Source organism: Candidatus Methylacidiphilales bacterium (assembly GCA_028713655.1).
GTDB lineage: Bacteria > Verrucomicrobiota > Verrucomicrobiia > Methylacidiphilales > JAAUTS01 > JAQTNW01.
In genome coordinates this window covers 35603-57686 of sequence record JAQTNW010000001.1, presented here as the reverse complement: position 1 = coordinate 57686, position 22084 = coordinate 35603, and the positions used below count along the sequence as shown (strand labels likewise).

Annotated in this window: 21 protein-coding genes and 1 tRNA gene; 13 read left to right on the top strand and 9 right to left on the bottom strand. The window is 54.6% G+C overall.

Annotated features, from left to right (window positions below):
• Positions 1–9: 9 nt before the first annotated feature.
• Genes PHD76_00285 through PHD76_00275 form a run of 3 tightly spaced genes read left to right on the top strand, consistent with a single transcriptional unit; the run spans position 10 to position 2385 of the window.
• The gene (locus tag PHD76_00285) at positions 10–1176 is read left to right on the top strand and encodes a hypothetical protein (protein MDD5260264.1); all 1167 of its coding nucleotides are present in this window, start codon (positions 10–12) and stop codon (positions 1174–1176) included.
• 10 nt (positions 1177–1186) lie between these two features.
• Positions 1187–1939, top strand: a complete 753-nt coding sequence (locus tag PHD76_00280) for a putative 4-mercaptohistidine N1-methyltransferase (protein MDD5260263.1) — start codon at positions 1187–1189, stop codon at positions 1937–1939.
• 41 nt (positions 1940–1980) lie between these two features.
• Entirely contained in the window at positions 1981–2385 is a 405-nt protein-coding gene (locus PHD76_00275) for a translation initiation factor (protein ID MDD5260262.1), read from the top strand.
• A gap of 74 nt (positions 2386–2459) precedes the next feature.
• Here the strand turns inward: PHD76_00275 and PHD76_00270 are convergent, their stop codons facing one another.
• Positions 2460–3086: a hypothetical protein gene (locus PHD76_00270; GenBank protein ID MDD5260261.1), complete on the bottom strand. Its 627-nt coding sequence runs from the start codon at positions 3084–3086 to the stop codon at positions 2460–2462.
• A 1365-nt stretch (positions 3087–4451) separates the two neighbouring features.
• Between PHD76_00270 and PHD76_00265 the strand changes: the two genes are divergently transcribed.
• Entirely contained in the window at positions 4452–5669 is a 1218-nt protein-coding gene (locus tag PHD76_00265; protein ID MDD5260260.1) for a Fic family protein, read from the top strand.
• Between the two features lie 89 nt (positions 5670–5758).
• Here PHD76_00265 and PHD76_00260 read toward each other — a convergent pair whose 3' ends face one another.
• The 3 genes from PHD76_00260 to PHD76_00250 all read right to left on the bottom strand — a co-directional run bounded on the left by PHD76_00260 (position 5759) and on the right by PHD76_00250 (position 7327).
• Positions 5759–6178: a hypothetical protein gene (locus tag PHD76_00260; protein ID MDD5260259.1), complete on the bottom strand. Its 420-nt coding sequence runs from the start codon at positions 6176–6178 to the stop codon at positions 5759–5761.
• Between the two features lie 300 nt (positions 6179–6478).
• Complete coding sequence (locus PHD76_00255; protein MDD5260258.1) at positions 6479–7081, bottom strand: hypothetical protein; 603 nt, start codon at positions 7079–7081, stop codon at positions 6479–6481.
• A gap of 9 nt (positions 7082–7090) precedes the next feature.
• Positions 7091–7327, bottom strand: a complete 237-nt coding sequence (locus tag PHD76_00250) for a hypothetical protein (protein MDD5260257.1) — start codon at positions 7325–7327, stop codon at positions 7091–7093.
• Positions 7328–7962: 635 nt separating this feature from the next.
• Here PHD76_00250 and PHD76_00245 point away from each other — a divergent pair.
• The 3 genes from PHD76_00245 (at position 7963) to ppdK (ending at position 12067) form a co-directional block, all read left to right on the top strand.
• Positions 7963–8044 (top strand) — tRNA-Leu (locus tag PHD76_00245).
• A 560-nt stretch (positions 8045–8604) separates the two neighbouring features.
• Positions 8605–9063, top strand: a complete 459-nt coding sequence (locus PHD76_00240; protein ID MDD5260256.1) for a cyclic nucleotide-binding domain-containing protein — start codon at positions 8605–8607, stop codon at positions 9061–9063.
• 184 nt (positions 9064–9247) lie between these two features.
• Positions 9248–12067, top strand: coding sequence for a pyruvate, phosphate dikinase (ppdK, locus tag PHD76_00235; protein MDD5260255.1), 2820 nt, complete (start codon positions 9248–9250; stop codon positions 12065–12067).
• A 225-nt stretch (positions 12068–12292) separates the two neighbouring features.
• Here ppdK and PHD76_00230 read toward each other — a convergent pair whose 3' ends face one another.
• From PHD76_00230 to PHD76_00210, 5 genes are all read right to left on the bottom strand, one after another.
• A complete protein-coding gene (locus tag PHD76_00230; GenBank protein MDD5260254.1) occupies positions 12293–12616 on the bottom strand; it encodes a type II toxin-antitoxin system PemK/MazF family toxin in 324 nt (107 codons plus the stop codon).
• Positions 12603–12830, bottom strand: a complete 228-nt coding sequence (locus PHD76_00225; GenBank protein ID MDD5260253.1) for a hypothetical protein — start codon at positions 12828–12830, stop codon at positions 12603–12605. The genes PHD76_00230 and PHD76_00225 overlap by 14 nt, the downstream gene beginning before the upstream one ends.
• 142 nt (positions 12831–12972) lie before the next feature.
• Positions 12973–13425 (bottom strand): hypothetical protein, encoded by a 453-nt coding sequence (locus PHD76_00220; GenBank protein MDD5260252.1) that lies wholly within the window; start codon positions 13423–13425, stop codon positions 12973–12975.
• Positions 13426–13567: 142 nt separating this feature from the next.
• A complete protein-coding gene (locus PHD76_00215) occupies positions 13568–14746 on the bottom strand; it encodes a glycosyltransferase family 1 protein (protein MDD5260251.1) in 1179 nt (392 codons plus the stop codon).
• A gap of 146 nt (positions 14747–14892) precedes the next feature.
• Positions 14893–15543 (bottom strand): M15 family metallopeptidase, encoded by a 651-nt coding sequence (locus PHD76_00210; protein MDD5260250.1) that lies wholly within the window; start codon positions 15541–15543, stop codon positions 14893–14895.
• Between the two features lie 19 nt (positions 15544–15562).
• On the opposite strand from PHD76_00210, the gene PHD76_00205 reads away from it, so the two are divergent.
• The 6 genes from PHD76_00205 (at position 15563) to PHD76_00180 (ending at position 22080) form a co-directional block, all read left to right on the top strand.
• Entirely contained in the window at positions 15563–16159 is a 597-nt protein-coding gene (locus PHD76_00205; GenBank protein MDD5260249.1) for a 3'-5' exonuclease domain-containing protein 2, read from the top strand.
• Between the two features lie 449 nt (positions 16160–16608).
• Entirely contained in the window at positions 16609–17643 is a 1035-nt protein-coding gene (locus PHD76_00200; protein ID MDD5260248.1) for a MoxR family ATPase, read from the top strand.
• A 24-nt stretch (positions 17644–17667) separates the two neighbouring features.
• Complete coding sequence (locus tag PHD76_00195) at positions 17668–18579, top strand: DUF58 domain-containing protein (GenBank protein MDD5260247.1); 912 nt, start codon at positions 17668–17670, stop codon at positions 18577–18579.
• A gap of 20 nt (positions 18580–18599) precedes the next feature.
• Positions 18600–19247, top strand: coding sequence for a hypothetical protein (locus PHD76_00190; GenBank protein ID MDD5260246.1), 648 nt, complete (start codon positions 18600–18602; stop codon positions 19245–19247).
• Positions 19244–20206 carry a VWA domain-containing protein gene (locus tag PHD76_00185; protein MDD5260245.1) on the top strand — a complete coding sequence of 321 codons (963 nt, stop codon included), beginning with the start codon at positions 19244–19246 and terminating at the stop codon, positions 20204–20206. The genes PHD76_00190 and PHD76_00185 overlap by 4 nt, the downstream gene beginning before the upstream one ends.
• Entirely contained in the window at positions 20203–22080 is a 1878-nt protein-coding gene (locus PHD76_00180) for a VWA domain-containing protein (protein ID MDD5260244.1), read from the top strand. Before PHD76_00185 ends, PHD76_00180 begins: the two co-directional genes overlap by 4 nt.
• Positions 22081–22084: the final 4 nt, after the last annotated feature.

Genomic DNA, 22084 nt, shown 5'->3' with positions numbered 1-22084 from the left:
CAACTTAACATGATTCAAATCCCCTCCTCCTTCCCGCCATTCAGTTTGCCACGCCTCTTGGACACCGTTTTTAAACCCGAAAAAGGCGAAAAAGTCTGCATCCTGATCGACCTTGCCGACCCGAAAGAGGTGTTCGACTTCAATTTCTTAAACAACCCGGAACTGACAATCCAGCGCTACGCGCACGATATTTTTTATCAGGGGCTGAAAAAGGGCGTGCTCAAGGAACTCGGCCTGGAGGGCGGCGAATTTTACGCCTACAAAATCACCGGCGGCAGCAATCTGGACATGGCCGATGAAGTTTACGCCCCAGACGGGCGGCAACTCAGCTTCGTGCGGGACATCTATCCACACTACAACATCATCCTTTGCATCAGCACCTATTCCGCCACGGCGCCCCTCACCGCCTCCGCGAAGAAATTCGGGTTTCGCGGCGCCACGCTGCATGGCGTCAACAAAACAATTCTGGAAACCGGGCTTTCGGTCAACTACGAGGAAGTCAGCGTGGAAGCCGAGAAACTGCGCCTCGGAATGACCCGGGCCGACTGGGTGGAAATCGATTATGCGGTGGAGGGCAGGCCCTACACCCTGCGGCTCTTGCTTAACAAGCAGGAAGCGCAAAAGAGCCACGGGCTTTGCCGGGGCAAGAAGCCCGATGTGGCCAACCTGCCCGCGGGCGAGGTGTATTTCGTGCCGTCCGGGGCCGAGGGCCATTTCCCGATGAAATACGAGGACGGTACGCTGGGCCTGATGAAAGTCCAGGGCGGACGGATTGTGAATGTGTCCCTGATCAAAGGCAATTTGCAGACCATCAGCGATCACCAAAACAAAATCATTTCCGACCCCGTGACGGGAGAAATCGGGGAACTCGGTTTTGGAACGCAACTGCTCCCCTTTTCTGGACGCGACATCCAGGACGAAAAAGTGCGGGGCACCGTCCACGTCGCCACGGGGCGGAGCGATCATTTAGGCGGGCATTTGACGCCTGACAAATTTGCCAGCGCCAAAAACGCCACCCACGACGACATTCTGTTCGCGCCGCACAAGACGCCTGAAATCCAAGTGCCTCAGGTCCGAATGATGCGAAACGGGAAAATGGAAGTCCTCATCGAGAATTACGAGCCGGCAGCTTACTTGAACTCGCTGGTCGAAGACATGGCGCCCGCCCCGGCCTGATTGGCGTCCAATGTCCGGCATCTACGAAACCGACAAGCTGCTCAGCGAATACCTGCTGCTGCACTATGGCAGCCGCCGGGAAATCTTGCCCTGGGATTTCGGGCCTGCGGAAGCGCTGGATTTCCCCCTGCGTTGCGCCCAAACCTGCCTGCGTGAATCCTCCGCCTTTGGGCGCGCTTTGGATCTTGGCTGCGCTGTGGGCCGGGCCGCGTTTGAACTTTCCGGCACATTTGAGAAAGTGGTGGGGATCGACCGCTCGGCGCGTTTTATCAAGGCAGCGCGCACGATTCAAAAAGAAGGCGAATTGTCGTACGAACGGTTGGACGAAGGGATTGTAACAACCCGTTTGATTGCGAAGCGCCCTTCTGTGAGCCATCCGGAACGGGTCGAGTTCCGCGAAGGAGATGCCTGCCGGTTGCCGAAGGATCTGGGCCAGTTCGACTGTATTTTGCTGTCAAACCTGCTTTGCCGCGTACCGAACCCGGAAGCCTGTCTGCGGCAATTGCCGGGCTTGTTGAGGAGCGGCGGCCGGATTTTGATTACCACTCCGTGCAGTTGGATGGAAGAGTTCACGCTCCAGTCCGCATGGCTGGGCGGCATGTTGCGGGATGGAAAGCCTGTCACAACACTGGAGGGACTTTCGCATTGCCTTGGAAGCGAATTCAAGCTGCTGCGCATGGAGGAAATGCCTTTTCTGATCCGCGAACATGCCCGAAAATTCCAATGGAGCGTCGCGCAAGCCAGCCTTTGGAAAAGATCGTGAAGTTTTGGAACCGCGGATTGACGCGGATAAACACAGATAAAATGAGCAAAAAGGATCCTGCTTCAAAAATCGACGTGACCGGGCCAAGCGGCGGGTTGCAGAACCCGTTTCAAAGCCTGGAGTTGAGCGGTCTGCCTCCGGGTCCGGCGAATGTGGAATCGATCCCGGAAAAAGCCGGGGCCATGCCGGCAAAGCGCGGGCGCGTGGTGTTACGGCGCGAGACGGCGCATCGCGGCGGCAAGACCGTGGTGGTGGTGGGAGATATTCCTGAAACTGTTTCAGACGAGGAAATCGAAAAAATTTCGCGCGATCTTCGCAAGGCTTGCTGCTGCGGCGGAACCTTGCGCGGGCGCGAGATCGAGATTCAAGGCGACCAACCGGCCCGCGTCTGCCAATTGCTGGAAGAAATGGGCTTTCGCGTCGCAGGCGTCACGAAAACATTTTGAACCGCGGATTAACGCGGATGGAAACGGATAAAACTATGTTCTGAATTCTGAATCCTGAATTCTACTTTGGTTATTTACAGCCCCGCTCTCGTAATTTCAATGTCATCCGGCCGAACATCGAGACATTCGTCGTTGTCTTCCCAGACCATGGCCGGGTAAACATCCAGCATGGGCGGGAGAATGTGGGAAGCGAGTTCGCTCAAAAGATTTTCCGCCTGTTCCGCAGCCTCGTTGTAGCTTTGTTCGTAATTCAGGCAGGCCAGCTTTTCGTTCTCATTCCAATGGGCCACGGCATGTACTTTATCATATTGCTCGGCCCAATTCCGCAGCCCGGTTTGAAATTCGCCGGGGATGTCGCCGAATGCAATCGCTGTGCGGCTGCAGGTTTCGCAAATCAGGCCCGAATGCAGAACATCGCGGGTGACAAGGGGCAGCAGCGGCGCGTTACAGCAGGGCGCTTCGGGATACTCGGCCGGGGCGGTGGCCAGTCGGCGCAACCGCAGGGAACGACGCTGTGTTTCCTGCGCGAGCAACCGGTGCAATCCCACCAGAGGATGCGACAAACGCCAGACCCGGCCCTTCAACTGGCCCAGGGTTTGCGCCGCCCAGCGGGCGAGGCTCATATCGTCAAAATCCCGCAGGCCGCCGCGGTATTCCTCCCAGAGGCGTTGCAAGGACTCTTCGTCGTGTTTTTCCGGCATAGGAACTGGCATACTGGCGCAGCCAGGGCGTGGGCGGAAGCCTGAAATAGCGTAGTGTCGGAAGTAGGGTGTCGGTTGATGGCATTCTGGCAATATTCACATTTTTCCTAGATTCAACTTCCATCAGGGAGCATTTAACCCGGATGTGAATGCATCCCTGATTCTGCCCGGCCTTTCGGCTGGGCGCTTTGCAGGGGCTTTCAGAAGCGGGTGAACCATCCGGGTTAGGCCGAACCATTTTTCCTTGCGGGGGCCGGGTGCCTTGGGTAGGATTTTCGTTCGCAACAACGCGCTCGTGGCGAAATTGGCAGACGCGCTAGATTCAGGTATCGACTAACAACCTTCTCCATGCTTTCATCTCTTTGCATCATGTTGCAAATAAGCGTCTTGCGAAAGATCGATTTTTCACAAGCTTTCACGGTTTGCCTGTTTTTAGGCCTCAACCGTGAAGTAAACCGTGAAGGATTTGCGTCAGTAATATGTTGTTGAGCCAATCCTTGGGACCTGTTTTTGCCGAGTTTTGACAACCCGTGACGATGAGGGGGATCATTTCGTTGAAATCACCGAAATGATCGAGATCCGCAAGAGACTGTCACAAAAAGCATCAAAAAGTTGGCATCCAAAACCCGCAAGGCCCTGAAAACAAGACAAAAGGTAGCACTTCCTTATAAGGGTAATAATAAGGGTACTATGGAATCCACATCGATGCTTCCGATGTGTGGCTCATCCGCATTTTTCATCAAGAGATCTGGAACCCAACCGCCTACGACCACCAAGCAATCGCGGAACGCTGCCAGCACCTGTCCCAGATCAACCAGCACACGGCATGCTGCCTCGGTTTGATGGGGACTGTAGTTTCAAGAAATCTGGTCAGAACGTCTTCCCGCACATACAGCCAGGTCTTTATGTTCACTTTTTTCATTGATTCACGCTTTATGTGAATATAGGCCGGTAAAAAAACAGCATTCGTGCTATTGCAAAAGCTCCGTAAACACTGAAATCGTCGGCAAACAGTTGCCAAGTTGCACTAATTCACCCTCGCCTTGAGTCTCGCTCTGAGGAAGTTTTCCGGGTGGAATTAGATGCGAAGATCCGTTACCTTCCTTTTTATAGTTTGTCGCGTACCGGCAGGTTTATCGTGGCCGCATCAAGCCGATCCAGGGCTTTGGCCGAGCTGCGCATCCCGCGCTCAGAATTGGAACGTCTGATGGACAGCGCGAAAGTATTTCAAGGGTAAGTGCTTGGAAGGGGTTTTGCGTTAATAAATCCGCGCGAAACGAGCATAAACTGGCATTATCCATTCTACAAGATATTGATTTCCAATGAATAGCGTGATATAACGATCCGCGAATAGATCCGCGCAAAATGGCCAAAAAAATCGATATAACCCGTGAACCTCGCTCGATGGAGCCGCTTTTTCCCGACTCCGGGCGTTACAAATTGTCCGGATTAAGCTGCGCCATTTTGCGGGAAGCGGGAGGGCTGGAGCGGGTTTTGCCATCCCCCGTGGTTCGTGGAAAAGTGGTCACTCTCGTCCAGGAGATGAACAGTTATTATTCCAACCTGATTGAAGGACATAAAACTTTGCCGCGGGATATTGAACGGGCGCTGCGCAAAGATTTTTCAAAAAACCAAGCCGCCCGACACAACCAAGCCATGAGCGTGGCCCACATGGAAGTCGAGAAGCTCATGCGGGACCGGCTGGCACGGGAGACTGTGGAGATTCACACCCAGGATTTTTTTTGCTGGCTGCATGGTGAATTTTACCGGCGTCTCCCGGAAGAATTGCATTGGAGCCAGACCGAAAGCGGCAAGCGTTACAAAATCGAACCGGGCCGCTTGCGTTCCTACAACGTGAATGTGGGACAGCATACGCCTCCGGATTATCCATTCCTGTCCAAATTTTTGGATCGCTTTTCCGAGTGTTACGGCAATGCCCGGATGTTGCCGACGGACAAATTGGTGGCTTTGGCGGCAGCGCATCATCGTTTGGCTTGGATTCATCCTTTCGGTGACGGCAATGGCCGCGTGGTGCGGTTGTACGCGCATGCCGGGCTGATTCAAGCCGGTGTGGACGGCTTTGGGCTGTGGACTTTGTCGCGAGGCTTGGCGCGCCAGAAAGACAAATACTACAGTTTTCTGGCCAGGGCCGATCTTGGGCGCGAGAACGATTACGATGGACGGGGCAACCTGTCGGAAAAAGGTTTGGCGGAATTTTGCCTGTTTTTCCTGGAAACGATTCTGGACCAGATTCGATTCATGGGCAGTGTGCTGGATCTTCCTGGGTTGATGGATCGGATGGAAAAATATCTGGCCCTTGAAGGCTCTCATATCCGCAAGCATAAAGCTCACCTGGCGCGGGTCCTGAAAGCGCTGGTTGTCGAAGGGGAGATTTCCCGCACCAAGATCCAGGAAATCACCGGCTTTGGTGAAACGGCGGCGCGGGAAGTAATCAAACTGGGGTTGGACGAGGGTTTACTGGAATCTCCAAGCCCCAAGGGGAAACTTTCCCTGGCCTTCCCTGCCAAAGTGCTGGATTCCTATTTCCCGAGGCTGTTTTTGGATTTGCCGGTAACGCCATAATCTCGGGTGCCGGTGTGCGGCGACAAGGCGGGATTCGCAGGCTTTTTTACTTTTTTATTTTCTGAACGATCTCGGTATTTAATATCTGATCAACTGCTAATCCTTCGCCGGTAATGCTGCTGCAATACAGCGGCGTAACCAAATTCGTTCCCGTGATTCCAACCCTTCAAAAAAACCTCCGGGGAGTATGGTCCATTTTCCATTCCGTCATTTTGAGGATCGTGGATCAGAAACTTGAAGTGCTCGACAAAAGCGGTCACTTCATCAACGGCCTCCAGGGCAAAGAAATGTGGACGATAGAAGTTGAGGTTAAACGCAGCACTTGATTTGATGGCCCCCTCATCAACAGGTTCGGACTCTGTGTAATCGAAAGAGAAATAAACTCCTGTGTCCTGATTCTGATAAAGTGCTTGCTGGTCAGAGACCTCGTAAGAAGATCTGCTGCGGAAGTAGGATGTAAATTCTTCCCGGGAGATTTTCGGACTCGTAAAATAGAGATCGTAGCTCATGGTTAGTCGCCAATCTTTTTTTCAGGATTCTTTCTAAATTCAATGCTTTCGCTGGAAGCGGCGTGAAAAGAAAAACCATGGCCCTGAAAAGCCTTCAGAAGTCGTTCGGATTTGGTGACTCCATAAATCAGAACAGCGTCATAAGGCGGACTGTGCGAATTCACGCCGTGGTGTTCATCAATGGTTGGAAGGAGCTCTATCACGTAGTCCTCTGGTGTCGCTGATTCACCGGTCTTGTATGAAGTTACCCCGGTAAGATGGTTTGCGCCCTCTTTGTCCTTCCACGCAGCGTCTAGCTCATCATGTGACCTTCACTCTAAACTTTGTTCCTTCAGGAAGCCCGCCAATCTGTCTGTAAAAGTCGGCTAGGAATGATAGCCGTTCAGTTGCGGGAATAGCGCGGATGGATACACCGTTGGCTGCTTCCTTCGTGCAATAAGGTGGGTAAATCGAAAGAAGCTGTCCCGGTTCAAGAGTGCCTCCGTCCGTTTGATGGCGCATCAGTGGATGAAGACCGAGAAAATCAATCGGATCTTTTTCTGCTGCATCGAGAAAGCCGTATAGATCCAAATCCAGAGTTTCCACGTCACCTGTTTCTGTGCGTAGTCGGAAGACGACGTCTGCCCGCAAGAAAAACTGGTCACCGATGCAGTCCTGCGCAAATGGCACATCGTCTGACTTTATCTCAGGATAATTCAGATGAAAAGCGGACGCGCCTTGCCATGTCTCGCGAATCGAGTGCCAAAGAGGTTCCCGGCAAGCACCACGGACGTGCAGGCCACCATGAAATTGAACGAAACCGTTAATCTGCGAAAGGAGTTCTGCAAGCTCACGGGGAAGCAGAGCCAGAATTTCAGAGTCAGTTATCTCTGGCCCTTGGAATGTTATGCGGGAAAGCTCCATTTCATTTTCTTATTCGTAGATCTTGGCGCCCTCAATAATGTCAGCTAAAGTTCGCCAAGAGGCTTTGTATGGGTCCAAAGCAATTTTATTGTTTTTGTAATATCCGTCGATGTCATTGGTGTAGGCTTCTAAGGCCCCTAAAAACTTATCCAAAGTGTTGTTCTCCCAGGATGAAGTACCCTCCGCCTGTAACGCTGCTAGGTAAGTGGCAAAATCCTGTCGGGTCTTTACATTCTCAGGTTTCATTATTTATCTTCCGAAGTGCTAGTATGGCCCAGTTTTATTTCCCGCCTCTGTAGGGGACGTGAAGGGTGTAATAAATGCAAATAAATACAAAAAGCAGCCCAACAACGCCCAATACGGTGGTCCAAAGGCGCGGATAAACGATGATGCTGTGTCCAGCGATTGACAGTCGATTGCCGCTCGTGATTAGGGCATCGGAAAAGCGGTAATACCAAGGCACTCCATTTGCTCGGGAGAATGGGGAAAGTGTGACCATCCAGGCCACAACAAAACTCAGCATCAGCACGGGAAACGCGCCAACTGCAACAAGCGCCCAGATTATTGTGCGTGGGATCATATTTTTATATGCCTTTTTGGAGCCTGAAGTCGATTTGTTCAGAACGCCGTGTTCAAGCTGTCATCATGCTTAAATTCGGGCTGGGGACAAGTCGCGATTGGGGGACAGCGAACGGCCAAGACGCCCCGTTTGATTCTGAGGCTTCTCCAGGCAGCGGGACGCTGCCAAAACTCGCAGCCGGGACGGGCCGCGCCCCGTTGAATAGGACTCGATGTCGGCTTCCATGAGGGAAGTTTTAAACCAATCCATTTTTCCTTGCGGGGGGCGGGGGGCCTTGGGTAGGATTTTCGTTCGCAACAACGCGCTCGTGGCGAAATTGGCAGACGCGCTAGATTCAGGTTCTAGTGGGTAAAACCATGGAGGTTCGAGTCCTCTCGAGCGCATTTTCTTGCTTCCCCTTTAATTACAGTTACTTACGGAAGACCGCCCCCTCGCAAACTCGTGCAAGGCCATGCGGACTTTTGCACGGTTTTGAGCCTTTTATCGCCCAAAATGCCGCCCAAAAAATTGTTCAAAAATCTGTCCAAAAAAATCCACTAGATTTTGTAACTAATTGGGGAAAAGATTTTAAAGTCGAGGTTTCTGGCACTCGGGACTCATGGTATATAATCAGGGTGAAAGCTTTGGCTAAACCCAACTGTATGATTCAGTCCGCTAACGGCACTGAAATTATACCCACATGGGCTCGTGACTTTCCACTGTTACGTCCCAGCGCTAACAGGTTGACCATTGAAAAGAGCATGAAATATGCAGGCTAACACAAACCCCCTTGTCTTCCCCCTTTTCAGGGGGATGGCGCAGCTTGTTCCTACCCCCAAAAATATTTTTATCCTTCCTTGGTGCCTTGGCGTCTTGGTGGTTCAAGCCAAGTTTCCTCGCTTCGGCGCTTCGCCCGCGTATTGAGTTGACCTTGGCCTCATGCTTGGGAAACATAGGGATCACCATGAGTTCCACCTTTGACCGCCCCATGTTGCCCGCAGTCGGCTGGGTTGCTGATTTGAAGGAAGAAGACCGCGATTTACTGGCCAGCTATGGCGAGTTTCTCGGCCTCCAACCCGACCACGACATGATCCGGCAGGGCGACGAACAACGCCACCTCTACTTCGTCATCAGCGGGAAACTGGAAGTCCGCCGTAGCGGCCTCGAAGACGACATCGTCGTCGGCATCATTCAAGCAGGCGAAGCTTTTGGGGAAATTGCCATCTTCGACCCCGGCCCCGCAAGCGCCCATGTGCGCGCCCTTGAATTCTCGCAAATCTGGCGCATCGACTCGGAATCGTTTTCCTCCTTCCTGAGGGATAATCCGGTGTCTGGAAATATATTAATGCTGCATCTGGCGACGATTCTCAGCCAGCGCACCCGCCAGCTTATGACCCAATTGGTGAACGCCAAGGGCTCCTAGGAAACGGGTTGGAACGCCAACCCCGCCCTATCTCCGGAAGCTGTTTTCCACCCTATTTGCCCTGCCAAGGTCGGCCAGGTAAAAACTAATACCCCGCGTCAGGCAAAGAAAGCATCGCGTTTCCACTTGCAGAATCGCCTTAAGATCTTTTTAATGTCCAACCTTCAACTCCAAATAAAACCTTATGGCAAAGAAATCAAAGAAATCATCCAAACCCGGCAAATCGGGAAAAACATCGGCAAAAAAGGCCGCTAAACCTGCAAAAAAATCAGCCTCCTCCGCCCCGTCCAAAGCCAAGGCTGGCAAATACGTTTACTACTTCGGCAGTGGCAAGGCCGACGGCAACGGAACCATGAAGCCCCTCTTGGGCGGCAAAGGCGCCAATCTTGCGGAAATGACCCGCATCGGCCTGCCCGTGCCTCCCGGATTCACCATTTCCACGGAAGTCTGCACCTATTACTACGCCAACAAACGCAGCTATCCCAAGACCCTGCAAAACCAGATCGAGACCGGCATCGCCAACATGGAAAAAGCCATGGGCACCCGCTTCGGTGATATCTCCGCCATGCCGCTCCTTGTTGCCGTCCGCTCCGGCGCCCGTGATTCCATGCCCGGCATGATGGACACCATCCTCAACCTCGGCCTCAATGACGAAACCGTCATCGCCCTCGCCCATGCCACCGGCAACGAACGTTTCGCATGGGACTGCTACCGCCGCTTCGTGCAAATGTACGGCGACGTCGTACTCGGCGTGCAACGGCTTCCGAGTGAAGACCATGACCCGTTCGAAAGCGTCATCGGCCACCTCAAAGATGAACGCTATGGCAATCACAGCATCGAAGACACCAAGCTCAACACCGATGACTTGAAAGAACTCGTGGCTCGCTTCAAAAAACTGGTCCATGACCGCGTCGGAAAAGACTTTCCTGACAAGCCTCTGGATCAACTCAAAGGCGCCGTCGGAGCCGTGTTCGGTTCATGGATGAACGATCGCGCCATCGTGTACCGCCGCAAATACAATATCCCCACCGAATGGGGCACCGCCGTCAACGTCCAGGCCATGGTCTTCGGCAATACCGGTGAAAATTCCGGTTCCGGCGTCGCCTTCACCCGCGACCCCGCCACCGGCGAAAAAGTGTTCTACGGGGAATTCCTCATGAACGCCCAGGGCGAGGATGTCGTGGCCGGCGTCCGCACCCCCGATCCCGTCCGCAAACTTGAAGCCATCCAACCCAAGGCCTTCGCGGAACTCGACCGCATCCGCACCGTTCTTGAAAAGCATTTCAAGGACGTGCAGGACTTCGAGTTCACCATTCAAGACGGCAAGGTCTTCATGCTCCAGACCCGCAACGGTAAACGCACCGGCCTCGCAGCCGTGCGCATCGCCTGCGAAATGGTCGGCGAAAAGCTCATCGACTGGAAAACCGCAGTCAACCGCGTGCCGGCCGAACAGCTCGACCAGGTGCTGGCTCCGGTTTTCGACCGCAATGCAGTCAAGGCAGCCCAAGTCATTGCCTCGGGCCTCCCCGCGGGGCCCGGCGCCGCTTCCGGCAAGATCTATTTCAATGCCGAACGGGTCGTCGAAGCCGCCGAACGGGGTGAAAAAGTGCTCCTCGTCCGCGTCGAAACCTCCCCTGAAGACCTGCGCGGCATGATCGCCGCCGAAGGCATCCTGACCGCGCGCGGCGGTGTCAGTTCGCACGCCGCCCTCGTGGCGCGGCAAATGGGCAAAGTCTGCGTTTGTGGCGCCAGCGCGTTGCATGTCGATTACAACGCCAAGACCCTCACGGTAAACGGCCGGATATTCAATGAAGGCGACTTCCTTTCCATCGACGGCACCCGCGGCGAAGTCTATGCCGGCCAGATCAAAACGGCTGCTTCGGAAATCATCCAGGTCCTGATTGAGAAATCACTCGATCCCAAAGACAGCCAAACTTACCAGATGTTTGCCCAACTCATGAAATGGTGCTCCCAGGCCACCCGCATGCAGGTCCGCACCAATGCAGACACGCCCGACCAGACGGAAAATGCCATCGCCTTCGGCGCCAGCGGCATCGGCCTCTGCCGCACGGAACACATGTTCTTTGAAGGCGACCGCATCGACGCCGTCCGCGAAATGATCCTGGCCGAAAAGAAGGAAAACCGCCTGAACGCGCTGGCCAAGTTGCTGCCGTATCAGCGGGAAGACTTCATCGGCATCTTCCGCGCGCTCAAGGGGCTGCCCGCCACCATCCGCCTGCTCGATCCCCCGTTGCACGAATTCCTGCCGCACGACCATGCTGCGCAAAACGCCCTTGCCAATAAGATGGGTATCAGCACGGACAAAATCAGCAAACGTGTGCATGAACTCCATGAATTCAACCCCATGCTCGGCCATCGCGGCTGCCGTTTGGGCATCGTCTATCCGGAAATTTCCGAGATGCAGGCGCGCGCCATTTTCGAGGCTGCCGCGCAGGTCCAAAAGGAAGGTACTTCCGTGAAACCCGAAGTTATGGTCCCTCTCGTTGGATTCCCGAAAGAGCTCAAGCTCCAGATCGAAATCATCCATCGCGTGGCCGCCGAAGTGCAGAAGGAAAAGGGCGTCAAGCTCTCCTACTCCGTCGGCACCATGATTGAAATCCCGCGCGCCGCACTTGTGGCCGACGAGATCGCCCAGGACGCGGAGTTCTTCAGCTTCGGCACCAACGACCTGACCCAAACCACGTTGGGCATGAGCCGTGATGACTCCGGCTCGTTCCTCCCGGCCTATCAGGAGCACGAGATTGTGAAAAAGAATCCGTTCGCAAGCGTGGATCAAAGCGGCGTCGGCAAACTGATGGAAATCGCCATCGAACTGGCCCGGAAGACCCGCCCGAACATCAAGCTCGGCATTTGCGGCGAACATGGCGGCGACCCGGACAGCGTCAAGTTCTGCCACAAGATCGGCCTGACCTACGTCAGTTGCTCGCCGTTCCGCGTGCCCATCGCGCGCCTCGCGGCAGCGCAGGCGGCACTCAAAGATTAATTTCGGTCCCCTTTGGACTGAAACCAAAAAGGGCGGCCATCTCGGCCGCCCTTTTTATTGCATGCGTTTCTATGTGGCTTGGGCGTCCCGCCCAAGGTTTTTGATGGAGGGATGTCCGCCGCAGCGGGCGCACCAAGATTCTCACACGGTCACGCGGATGCCCAAGTCACAAAAGAAGGGCTCTGAAAGTCGCACTTGATGGTCTTCACAAAGAACGCCTCCGTCTTAATTCATATCAAGCTGGATTCGTATCGCCCCTTCGATCCTGTGCATATCGCCTTCTGAAACTCTTCCCATTTTTTCAATGAGACGGAGCTTGCTCACCGTGGCAATTTGATCCGCCATCGCCTTGCTTTGCCGACGGTTCACAGCCACGCAGGCTTCGCTCGGATAAACGTGCTCAATGTTGCTTGTGAGCGGAACAACCTGAACCCGATTGAGGTGTTTATTTGATGCATCATTGCTGACAATGACTGCAGGCCTCCGCTTTTGAATCTCTCCACCGGTGGGCTTGTCAATGCGAATCCACCAAACTTCACCGCGCTGCATGACTGTCTTCCAATGTGCCCTCGGCCCATTCCAAGGCTTCAAACTCTCTTTTCTCGTCCTGAGCCATTTGTTTGTAGGCGTCATCCAGACTTTTTTTTATGACATGCGGACGAACAAGCGTCTCGATGAACCGGCTGATTTTTCGGGGGCCGATATTTTTCCGCAACCCCTTGTAAACATCTTCATCAACGGTAATCGTGAGTTTCTTGATCATAGCAATTCTTTCTTACACGTGTATTATACGTATTGAGGCGCCGAGGTCAACCGCCGTTAACTCATAGCCTTGCCGCTCGCAACAAGGACGGCCTCATCCCTTAACCGGATGGGCCGCCCTTTGAGTGCCAACTCGAACTACCTCAAGTGGAGGGAGGAGCTGGAGGCGGAGGCGTCTGATCCCCGCCCTGCTTCTTGTCCTTGCGGCGTTCCGCCCATTTTTCTTTGTTCTGCGCCTTGATATCCGCCCATTTCTTCTGCTGGTCCGGAGTCAGGATGCCATTAATTTGGTTGTCCACCTGTTCTTTCAACTGCTGCAGTTGCTTGCGCTTTTCTTCCTTTGTCAGCACGGTGTCCTGCTTTATTTTTTCAGCATCACCCTTGTGGCTTTGAAAGATGTCCTTCAATTTCGCCACCTGATCATCGGTCAATTGAAGGTCTGCCTTCATTTTTTCGATGTGTTTTTCCATCATTTCCTTGCGCGGGCCGGATTTTCCGTCCGGGCCGGGGCCGACGGGAGGTTCCGCATGGATCACAGCGGACAGTCCAAGGCTGCACACAGCCAGACAGAGCATTTTTGCGAGAATACGATTCATAGATTCAGCAAGTCCTTTGGTTGATTTTGTTACTCATGTATCCGAGCCCTCATGAGCTCAGGCCACCAGTATTAAACCCCAAGGTGACAAAAAAGTTTCAAAGATAATAAGATATTGAAACAATCACTTGGGACGTCTCGATTTAATCCGCTGGAGCCATATCTAACGTATCACAAACCGGCTTAGGCTCCAGATCCAGGACAGATCGAACAATCGCCTCATAGCGGTCCACCGTCGTGCTCCAGGGTATCTGCAAGGCCGTCCGCCTCGCGGCTGCCCTTACCTCCGCCAGATATTCCCCTCCCCTTTTAGACAGCAGATTGGCGGCGCAAGCCTGAAAATCACGCGCATCACCCAAAGGAACGGTAAACCCGTTTACGCCTGTGCGTATGAACTGGCGCCCCGCCGCATAGTCATACGCCAATACCACCAAACCGCTGGCCAGCGATTCCGTAATCACGTTGCCAAACGTCTCCGTCTCGCTCGCAAAAAAGAAGAAATCAGCCGAAGCATAATGCCGCGCCAACTCCTCCCCCATCTTCATCCCGGTAAAAATCACCTCCGGGTATTGTTTCCGCAGCCTGCGTCGTTCCGGTCCATCCCCGACCACCACCATTTTCAGGCCCGGATACTGCGCCCGAAACTGGCGATACGTTCCGAGGACAAATGGAATGTTCTTTTCCGCCGCCACCCGGCTGACGTGTAGAATAACAGAGTCTCCCTCGCCCACACCCCATTCCCCGCGCAAGGCCGGGTCGCGTTTTTCAGGGCTGAAAAGCACCGTATCCACGCCTCTTCCAAAATAACAGTTGTTGCGAAACCCGGCCTTCTCGAGCCTTTCAATCAACCCCTGATCGGGCGCGAGATTGGCCTGGGTGCGATTGTGAAACGAGCACAAATAGTGTTCAACCAATCGCTCCAGGAAACTGACTTTATAGTGCCGCGTGTACTCATGAAAATTGGTGTGAAAACTGGAAATAACGGGGCATCTTTCATGCTCACAGGCCCGCAAAGCCATCCAGCCCAGAGGACCCTCGGTTGCAATGTGCGCCAGGTCCGGCTTCCAACGCCGTAAAAGGCGAATTAACGACCACCGGCTTGTCAGTCCAATCCGGGCCTCCGGATAACCCGGAATACGCAGGCCCCATACCATCGTTTCCTTCCAGCTTTTCCCGGTTCCGGAATGCGCTTCCGGTTTGCCCGGTCGCAACACCAGCAGATCATGCCCGCGCGCGCTCAATTCGTCCGCCAAACGCGAGAGTGTCATGGCCACTCCGTTGATGTCGGGAGGAAACGTTTCGGTAACCAGCAATATTTTCATCTGCGTGCGAATGCCTTTCTGCTCTGTTCCTTCGTGGCCAGCAAAACCCCCTTGTTTTCCCCCTTTTCAGGGGGATGGACGCATCTGGCACCAACTCCAATCTTCCTTCGTGGCTTCGTGTGAGACCCTGTCTTTGTACGGATGCCTCAATCCTCAATCAGCGGGTATTTCCACCAATCGGCCAGGTCATAATGCCACCACTCGGCCGGCACCCCGCTGAATTTGTTCTGAAACATCGCATTCCGCAGGATCAGGGCATTGCGGCGGGCTGTTGGGCTGATGTCCGAAAGGGAAAGACTCTGGCTCGCCTTCGGCCCAAACACATCATGGTCCGTCGGCATTTCCACGAGTTTCCCCTGCAAATCCGCCAGACTCACATCCACGCTGGTCCCCCGGGTATGGCGCGACCCTTGGCGAGGCGGGGCCACGAAATTCGCGTTTGGAAAGGCCTCCCATAACTTCCTTTGCGCCCAGGCCGGGCGATAAGCGTCCCAAATCACCAGTTGATAACCCTGGCGGCGCAGCTCATTTTGAACAAGTTTCAGCCGGTGCGCGGTTTCGGGGCGAAGCCAGGCGGTGCTGTCCTGGTAAATCGCCTTATGGGTGATATTGCGGACGCCGGCATAGCGCAAATCGACCAAAATACCGGGGATCTCATCCTGCACCCGCACCAGTTGCGTATGCGGGACTTTGATGCTGTCGGCGGCCTCGGCCCCGGTATTCACGGAAACCGACAGCAAAGCTGTGATCAGATATCGCAGCGCCTCATATTTCAATACTTTGACTTTGATTGGCACCCCGCTAGTAAATGTCCTAATGCTGGATCGTCAACCCGAATCGCCCCTTTCCATCACGCGGGAGGAAGTGCAACAACTGCCCCTGGCCCGCTATGACGGTCCGATTCATTTGATCGGACGCCAGCAACCCTGCGCGGATGCCTGCCAGATCCTCGCCCGGGAAACCGTATTGGGATTCGACACCGAAAGCCGCCCCTCCTTCCGCCGGGGGCAAAACTTCCTGCCCTCGTTGATTCAATTTGCCACCCGGAACGAAGTGTTTCTTTTCCAGATCGGAAACCGCCATATCCCGGACGAAATCATCGCCGTCCTGGAAAATCCCGGGATCGTCAAGGCCGGGTTGGCCCTGCAGCAGGATTTTTCCAAGCTCCGCCAAATCCGGGCTTTTCAGGAAGGCGGCATGGTGGATCTCTCGCGCATGGCCGCCAAAAAAGGCATCAAAACCACCGGCTTGCGCAGCCTGGCCGCTCTGTTTCTGAAAATCCGGGTCTCAAAAGGCGCGCAAGTGACCAATTGGAGCAAGGACGAACTCACGCCCGCCCAGATCCAATATGCCGCAGTCGATGCCTGGATCAGCCGTGAACTGTATTTTAAACTACAGGAATCCCCTCAATAAAGCTTCCCGTTGTCTGCGGCTAAAATTCAAATCTCATTCAGTTTCCTCTGGTAAGGCAACCGGCTTTGAAAGTTCAGCTTTCTGCTCTTTGCGTTCTTCCTGTAAAAAGTGTTTTGCTCTTATCTTTATTCACTTGCAACCAAAAGCGGTATCGCATCTTTGGATTTGTCACCGCACTCCATATCGATCCGTTTCACATTCTTGCGTCTTTTGTTCGCGCACAGGACGAATCCGTTCTCCAGCGGACGCTTTCCTGCTCGCGATGGATATCGGAGTTCGCGGCCAATTCTTGTTTCGTGATTTTCGTGTGGTTCGTGCCATAAGTTGCTTCCCTCCTTCGTCCTGCGCCTGAATTCTGCATTCTGAATTCTGCATTTCCCCCGCCTTTCCTTTCCAAATTGTAATGTCCGGGAAATGTTCCGGTCAGGCGCCTGTGCCATATTTCAACCATGAACAGCGCAACTCCCCCTCCCTCCCTGATCCCAACGCCGTCGCAATCGGCATCGATCCATACCATCAACCAAGCCGTGCAACAGGCTTCCGCTTGGGTGCGCCCGCTGCAGCAGGAAATCGGCCGTGTCATTATCGGCCAGAATTATCTGATCGAACGCCTCTTGGTCGGCCTCCTGGCCAACGGACATGTCCTGCTGGAAGGCGTGCCCGGCCTCGCCAAAACGCTTTCACTGAAAACACTGGCCTCGGCCATCCAGCTCGGATTCAAGCGCATCCAGTTCACGCCCGACATGCTCCCCGCCGACATCATCGGAACTGAAATTTACAATCCGCGCGACATGAATTTCATGGTCAAACACGGACCGGTCTTTTCAAACCTGATCCTGGCGGACGAAATCAACCGCGCCCCCGCCAAGGTCCAAAGCGCGCTGTTGGAAGTGATGCAGGAGCGGCAGGTGACCATCGGCGACCAGACGCATCTTTTGCCAGACCCGTTTCTGGTGCTGGCCACACAAAACCCAATCGAGCAGGAAGGCACCTATAATCTTCCCGAGGCGCAGGTGGACCGTTTCATGTTGAAAGTGGTGGTGACGTATCCGACCCCGGCCGAGGAGCGTCAAATCATCGACCTCATGGGGACCACGGATGCGGCGCCACAGGTCAATCCCGTCCTTTCAGCCGAGGACATCCAACATTCGCGCCATGTGGTCAATTCCATCTACATCGATGACAAGGTGAAGGATTACATCGTCAGCCTGGTGCACGCGACGCGCGATCCCGCGCACTACAAGCTCGACATCAAGCCCTACATCCAATATCCGGCATCGCCGCGCGCCAGCATCGGACTGACCCTGGCGGGCCGTGCGCTTGCCTTTTTGAACGGGCGCGGCTACGTGACCCCGCAGGACATCAAATCAGTAGCGCCTGACATCCTGCGGCACAGGCTGACCGTGACCTACGAAGCCGAAGCGGAAGGTTTGAACAGCGACACCATCGTCCGCAAGGTCCTGGACACGGTGCCGGTTCCCTGAGACAGGAGGCAAACGCGCCGCCTTATGAAACCGAAATCGATCAGCGATATCCTGAAAAAGGTACGGAGCATCGAAATCCGTACCAATCGCATGGTCAATGAAGCCCTGTCGGGGCAATACCAATCGGCGTTTCGAGGGTCGGGGATCGACTTTGACGAGGTGCGGGAATATGTGCCTGGCGACGATATCCGTTCGATTGACTGGAAAGTGACGGCACGGCAAGGCCGCCCGTTTATCAAAAAATACCGCGAGGACCGCGAGCTGACGATGCTGCTGATGATCGATGTGAGCGCATCCGGGTTTTTTGGTTCTGGCGAGGAGAGCAAGCGTGAGCGGGCGGCTGAACTGGCGAGTGTGCTGGCGTTCTCAGCCATCCGCAACCGCGACAGGGTCGGGCTGCTTTTGTTCACAGACCGGGTGGAACTCTATATACCTCCCGCAAAAGGCAGGGCTCATGTGCTGCGGGTGATCCGGGAAATTTTGTTTTATGAACCCGTCGGCAAAAAAACCGACATTCGAGTGGCTTTGGAAACGGCACGCGGGCTTTTGAAACGGAAAGCCGTGGTTATTCTCATATCGGATTTTTGCCTGACAGGCCATTTTGAAACGGAGCTGGCGGCAATGCAGCCCCTGTTGAATTCAATGAACCGGCGCCATGATCTGGTCGGGGTTTCCGTAACCGACCCGCGTGAAAGCGAGCTCCCGGAAGTCGGCTTGCTGGCTGTTGAGGATTCGGAGACGGGAGAGCTGGTCGAGATTGATACGCGCCAAAAAGAAGTCAGGGAGAAATTTTCAACCATCGCCGCTCTGTATCGGGTCGTTCTGCGCAAAACATTTCGTTCCAACGGCATCGACCTGGTGGAACTGGCCACGGACAAGCCTTACCTGCCCGTGCTGCGCGGCTTTTTTGACACCCGCGAGAAAAAACGCCGATGAAAACCGGGAAATATTTCAAAATGTCAGGACTAATCGCCGCGGGCCATCTCATGGCCGCCGGCGGACTTTTCGCACAACAGACAGCCCCCGCCACACCGGGATTTGCGCCGGCGGAAGGCGACATCCGTGACGTAAAGGGACTCTGGGTGCCGGATTATTCCAAAATCATTTATGCGGTTCTCCTTCTTCTCGGCATTCTTGCCCTGCTGGCGCTCGGCATCTGGTTGTATAAAAAATGGCGCAACAGCCGGAAACCGATGAAGAGCCTTTCCGAACTCACTCTGGAACAGTTGGAAGAGGCAAAACGATTGATCCGGGACGGCAATGCCCATGAATTTTTGGGAAAGGTCTCGGATATCGTGCGTCGCTATCTCGAATTGCGCTTCAATCTGCCCGTGACGCAACAAACCACGGAGGAATTCCTCCGCACACCGGCCCTCGTATCGGAGGCGATGCTGGAATCCCATTCGGAATTGCTGAAGGCGTTCCTGCAATATTGCGATCTGGTCAAGTTTGCGCGCTCCGAATTCAATGTGGAACAGATGAATCTCATGCTCTACAGCGCCATACAGTTTGTGGAAGCCACAGCACAGCCAACAACAGGGAATAACGAAAAAAATCCGGCCCAACCCGCAACTGCGCCGGTTCCACAGGGGGAGGCGTCATGATCCGCTTTCTGTATCCCCAGGTTTTTTGGGCCCTGGCCCTGCTTCCTCTTCTAGCGTTTTGGTGGGGCAAACAAGGCCGCTCCGCCTCGATTCTTTTTTCCTCCACCGCCATCGCCCGTGAGGCCGGCAGCTTAAAGCGTTCGGCCGCCGGCTGGATAGGAATGTTTTTGCGGCTACTGGCCGTGGCCTTGTTGATCGCGGCGCTGGCGAGGCCCCAGCTCGGCAAGACGACGGCCGACGTCGAAGCCAGCGGGATTGATATTATTTTGGCGGTGGATTGTTCCGGCTCCATGCAAACGCCCGACTATAATTTGGGCGGGCGCGCGGCGAGCCGCATCGAAGTGGTCAAGGCGGTCGTGTCGCGGTTTATTGACGACCGTCCCAACGACCGCATCGGAGTGGTGGCCTTCGCGGCCTATCCGTATCTGGTTTGCCCGCTGACCTTGGATCATGACTGGCTTCAACTCCGGTTGCAGGGCCTGCAAATCGGCCAGATGCAGGACGGCACCGCAATCGGTTCCGGCATCGCATCCGCCGTCAACCGCTTGCGCGAGCAGAACAGCAAGTCGCGCATTGTGATTTTGCTGACCGACGGGATCAACAATTGCGGGAAGATTTCGCCACTGGCGGCGGCCGAGGCTGCGGAAGCCATGAAAATCAAGGTGTACACCATCGGCGCCGGAAGCCAAAACGGCGAGTCCGGCTCCTCACAGCTTGATCTCGACGAGGACATGCTCCGGAAGATCGCTGAAAAGACCGGCGCGAAATATTACCGGGCGGCGGACACGGACTCCATGCGGCGCATTTACGCGGAAATCAATCAACTGGAGACAACCAGACGCGCGGTGCGCAAATTTGAAAATTACCAGGAACTGTTCCATCTGGCCCTCTTCCCAGCCCTGCTGTTGCTGGGTGTCGAGCTGGGCTTGAGCGAGGGACTGATGAGGAGGCTGCCATGACATTCGCCGAACCCGCATGGCTGATCGCCGGGCTTCTGGTTTGCCTGGCCCTGGGCGTACTGCTGTGGATTTCGGAGCGGAAACGCCGGCAGACCCTGGAGAAAGTGGTTTCCCGGCATTTGCTGGACAGCTTGATGCCGTATTTTTCACCGGCAAAAAGGCTGGCAAAGCGGATTCTTCTGGTTTGCGGCATCGCCTGTTTGTTTGCGGCCCTGGCGCGCCCGCAGGCCGGCTTCCGCTGGCAGGAGGTGAAACGCCGGGGAACCGATGTGATCATCGCCATGGACGTATCACGCAGCATGCTCGCCGAGGATGTGAAGCCCAACCGCCTCGAGCGCGCGAAGCTGGCGGTTCGGGACCTGGTGGACACGCTGTCCGGCGACAGAATCGGGCTCATTCCATTTGCGGGCACGGCCTATTTGATGTGCCCGCCAACCCTCGATTATGAAATATTTCTCCAGTCGATCGACACCTTGAATCCGGATATCGTTCCGGTGCCTGGAACGGACATTGCCGCCGCGATACGCGCCGCGGAAGAAGCGTTCGCCAATTCAAAAAGCAAAAGAAAAATCCTGATTCTGATCACGGATGGCGAAGACCTGGAAGGCTCCGCGTTGCAGGAGGCCAAACAGGCGGCGGACAAGGGTCTTATCATCCATACGGTGGGAGTTGGGTCGCCTTCAGGGGAATTCATTCCCGTTCCTAACAACAGCGGCGGAGTCGATCTGCTCAAGGATGAAAACGGCAGCCCGGTCAAATCGAGGCTGGATGAATCCATGCTGCAACAAATCGCAAAGGCAGCCGGCGGCGAGTTTGAATTGCTGGGCAATGGAAGCCAGGGACTGCTGAAGATATACCAGGGCAATGTCACGACGGCCCCGAAACAGGAATTGGAAAGCAAAATGGAAAAAATCCCGCTCGAGCAGTTTGTGTGGCCGCTGCTCGCGGGCATCGTTTTGTTGCTGGCTGAATTTATGTTGCGCGACATCCGGCCCGCCCGCACACGGCGGGGGCTTTTTGGGAAAACCGCCGTGGCGGCGCTGGTGTTGCTAAGCGCGTCTGTTGCGCAAAACGCGCGGGCCGGAGCAGCGGAACGTTCCTTTGCGAAGGGCGACTACGGCAATGCGGCACAGGAATTCCGGCGGCAGGAACAACGCAAACCTGATGATGCCGCCTTAAACTACAACCTGGGTACGGCTTACTACAAATCGTCCGATTACGACAAGGCCCTGCAGTCCCTGCAATCGGCCTTGAAGGCGGAGGATTTGAAGCTCCAAACCTGCACCTATTATAATCTTGGAAATACGCTGTACCGGAAAGGACAGCAAACCGAGAAAACAGATCCGCAAAGCACCCGCAAGCAGTGGGAACAGGCCATCCAGGAATATGACAATGCGTTGCATTTGAAGCCGGACGATGCCGATGCAAAATACAACAAGGATTTTGTGCAAAAGCGGCTGAATCAATTGCCTCAAAATCCACCGCCTCAACAGGACAAGGATAAAGACAAGAACAAGGATAAGGATAAAAATCAGGACAAGAAGGACGACAAGAGCCAGGATAAGAATCAGAATCAAAACGGGCAGCAGGCGAACGACAAATCGCAGCCGGAACACAAACCGGATGATTCCTCGAACCCGCAGAAGAATGACAACGGCCAAAAAAACCAGCAGAAACCGGAAGAATCCAACAGCGGAAACAAGAATCAATCCGCTTCCGGACAAGCACCGGAACGGAAGGATGGAAAAATATCGGGTGAGGAGGCGCGCGCGCTGCTGGATTCCTTGAAAAACGAGGAACATCCGTATTTGCTTATCCCGCCTTCCGCAAACAAGAATTCCAACGATGAGTCCGTTAACAAGCGCAACTGGTGAGTGA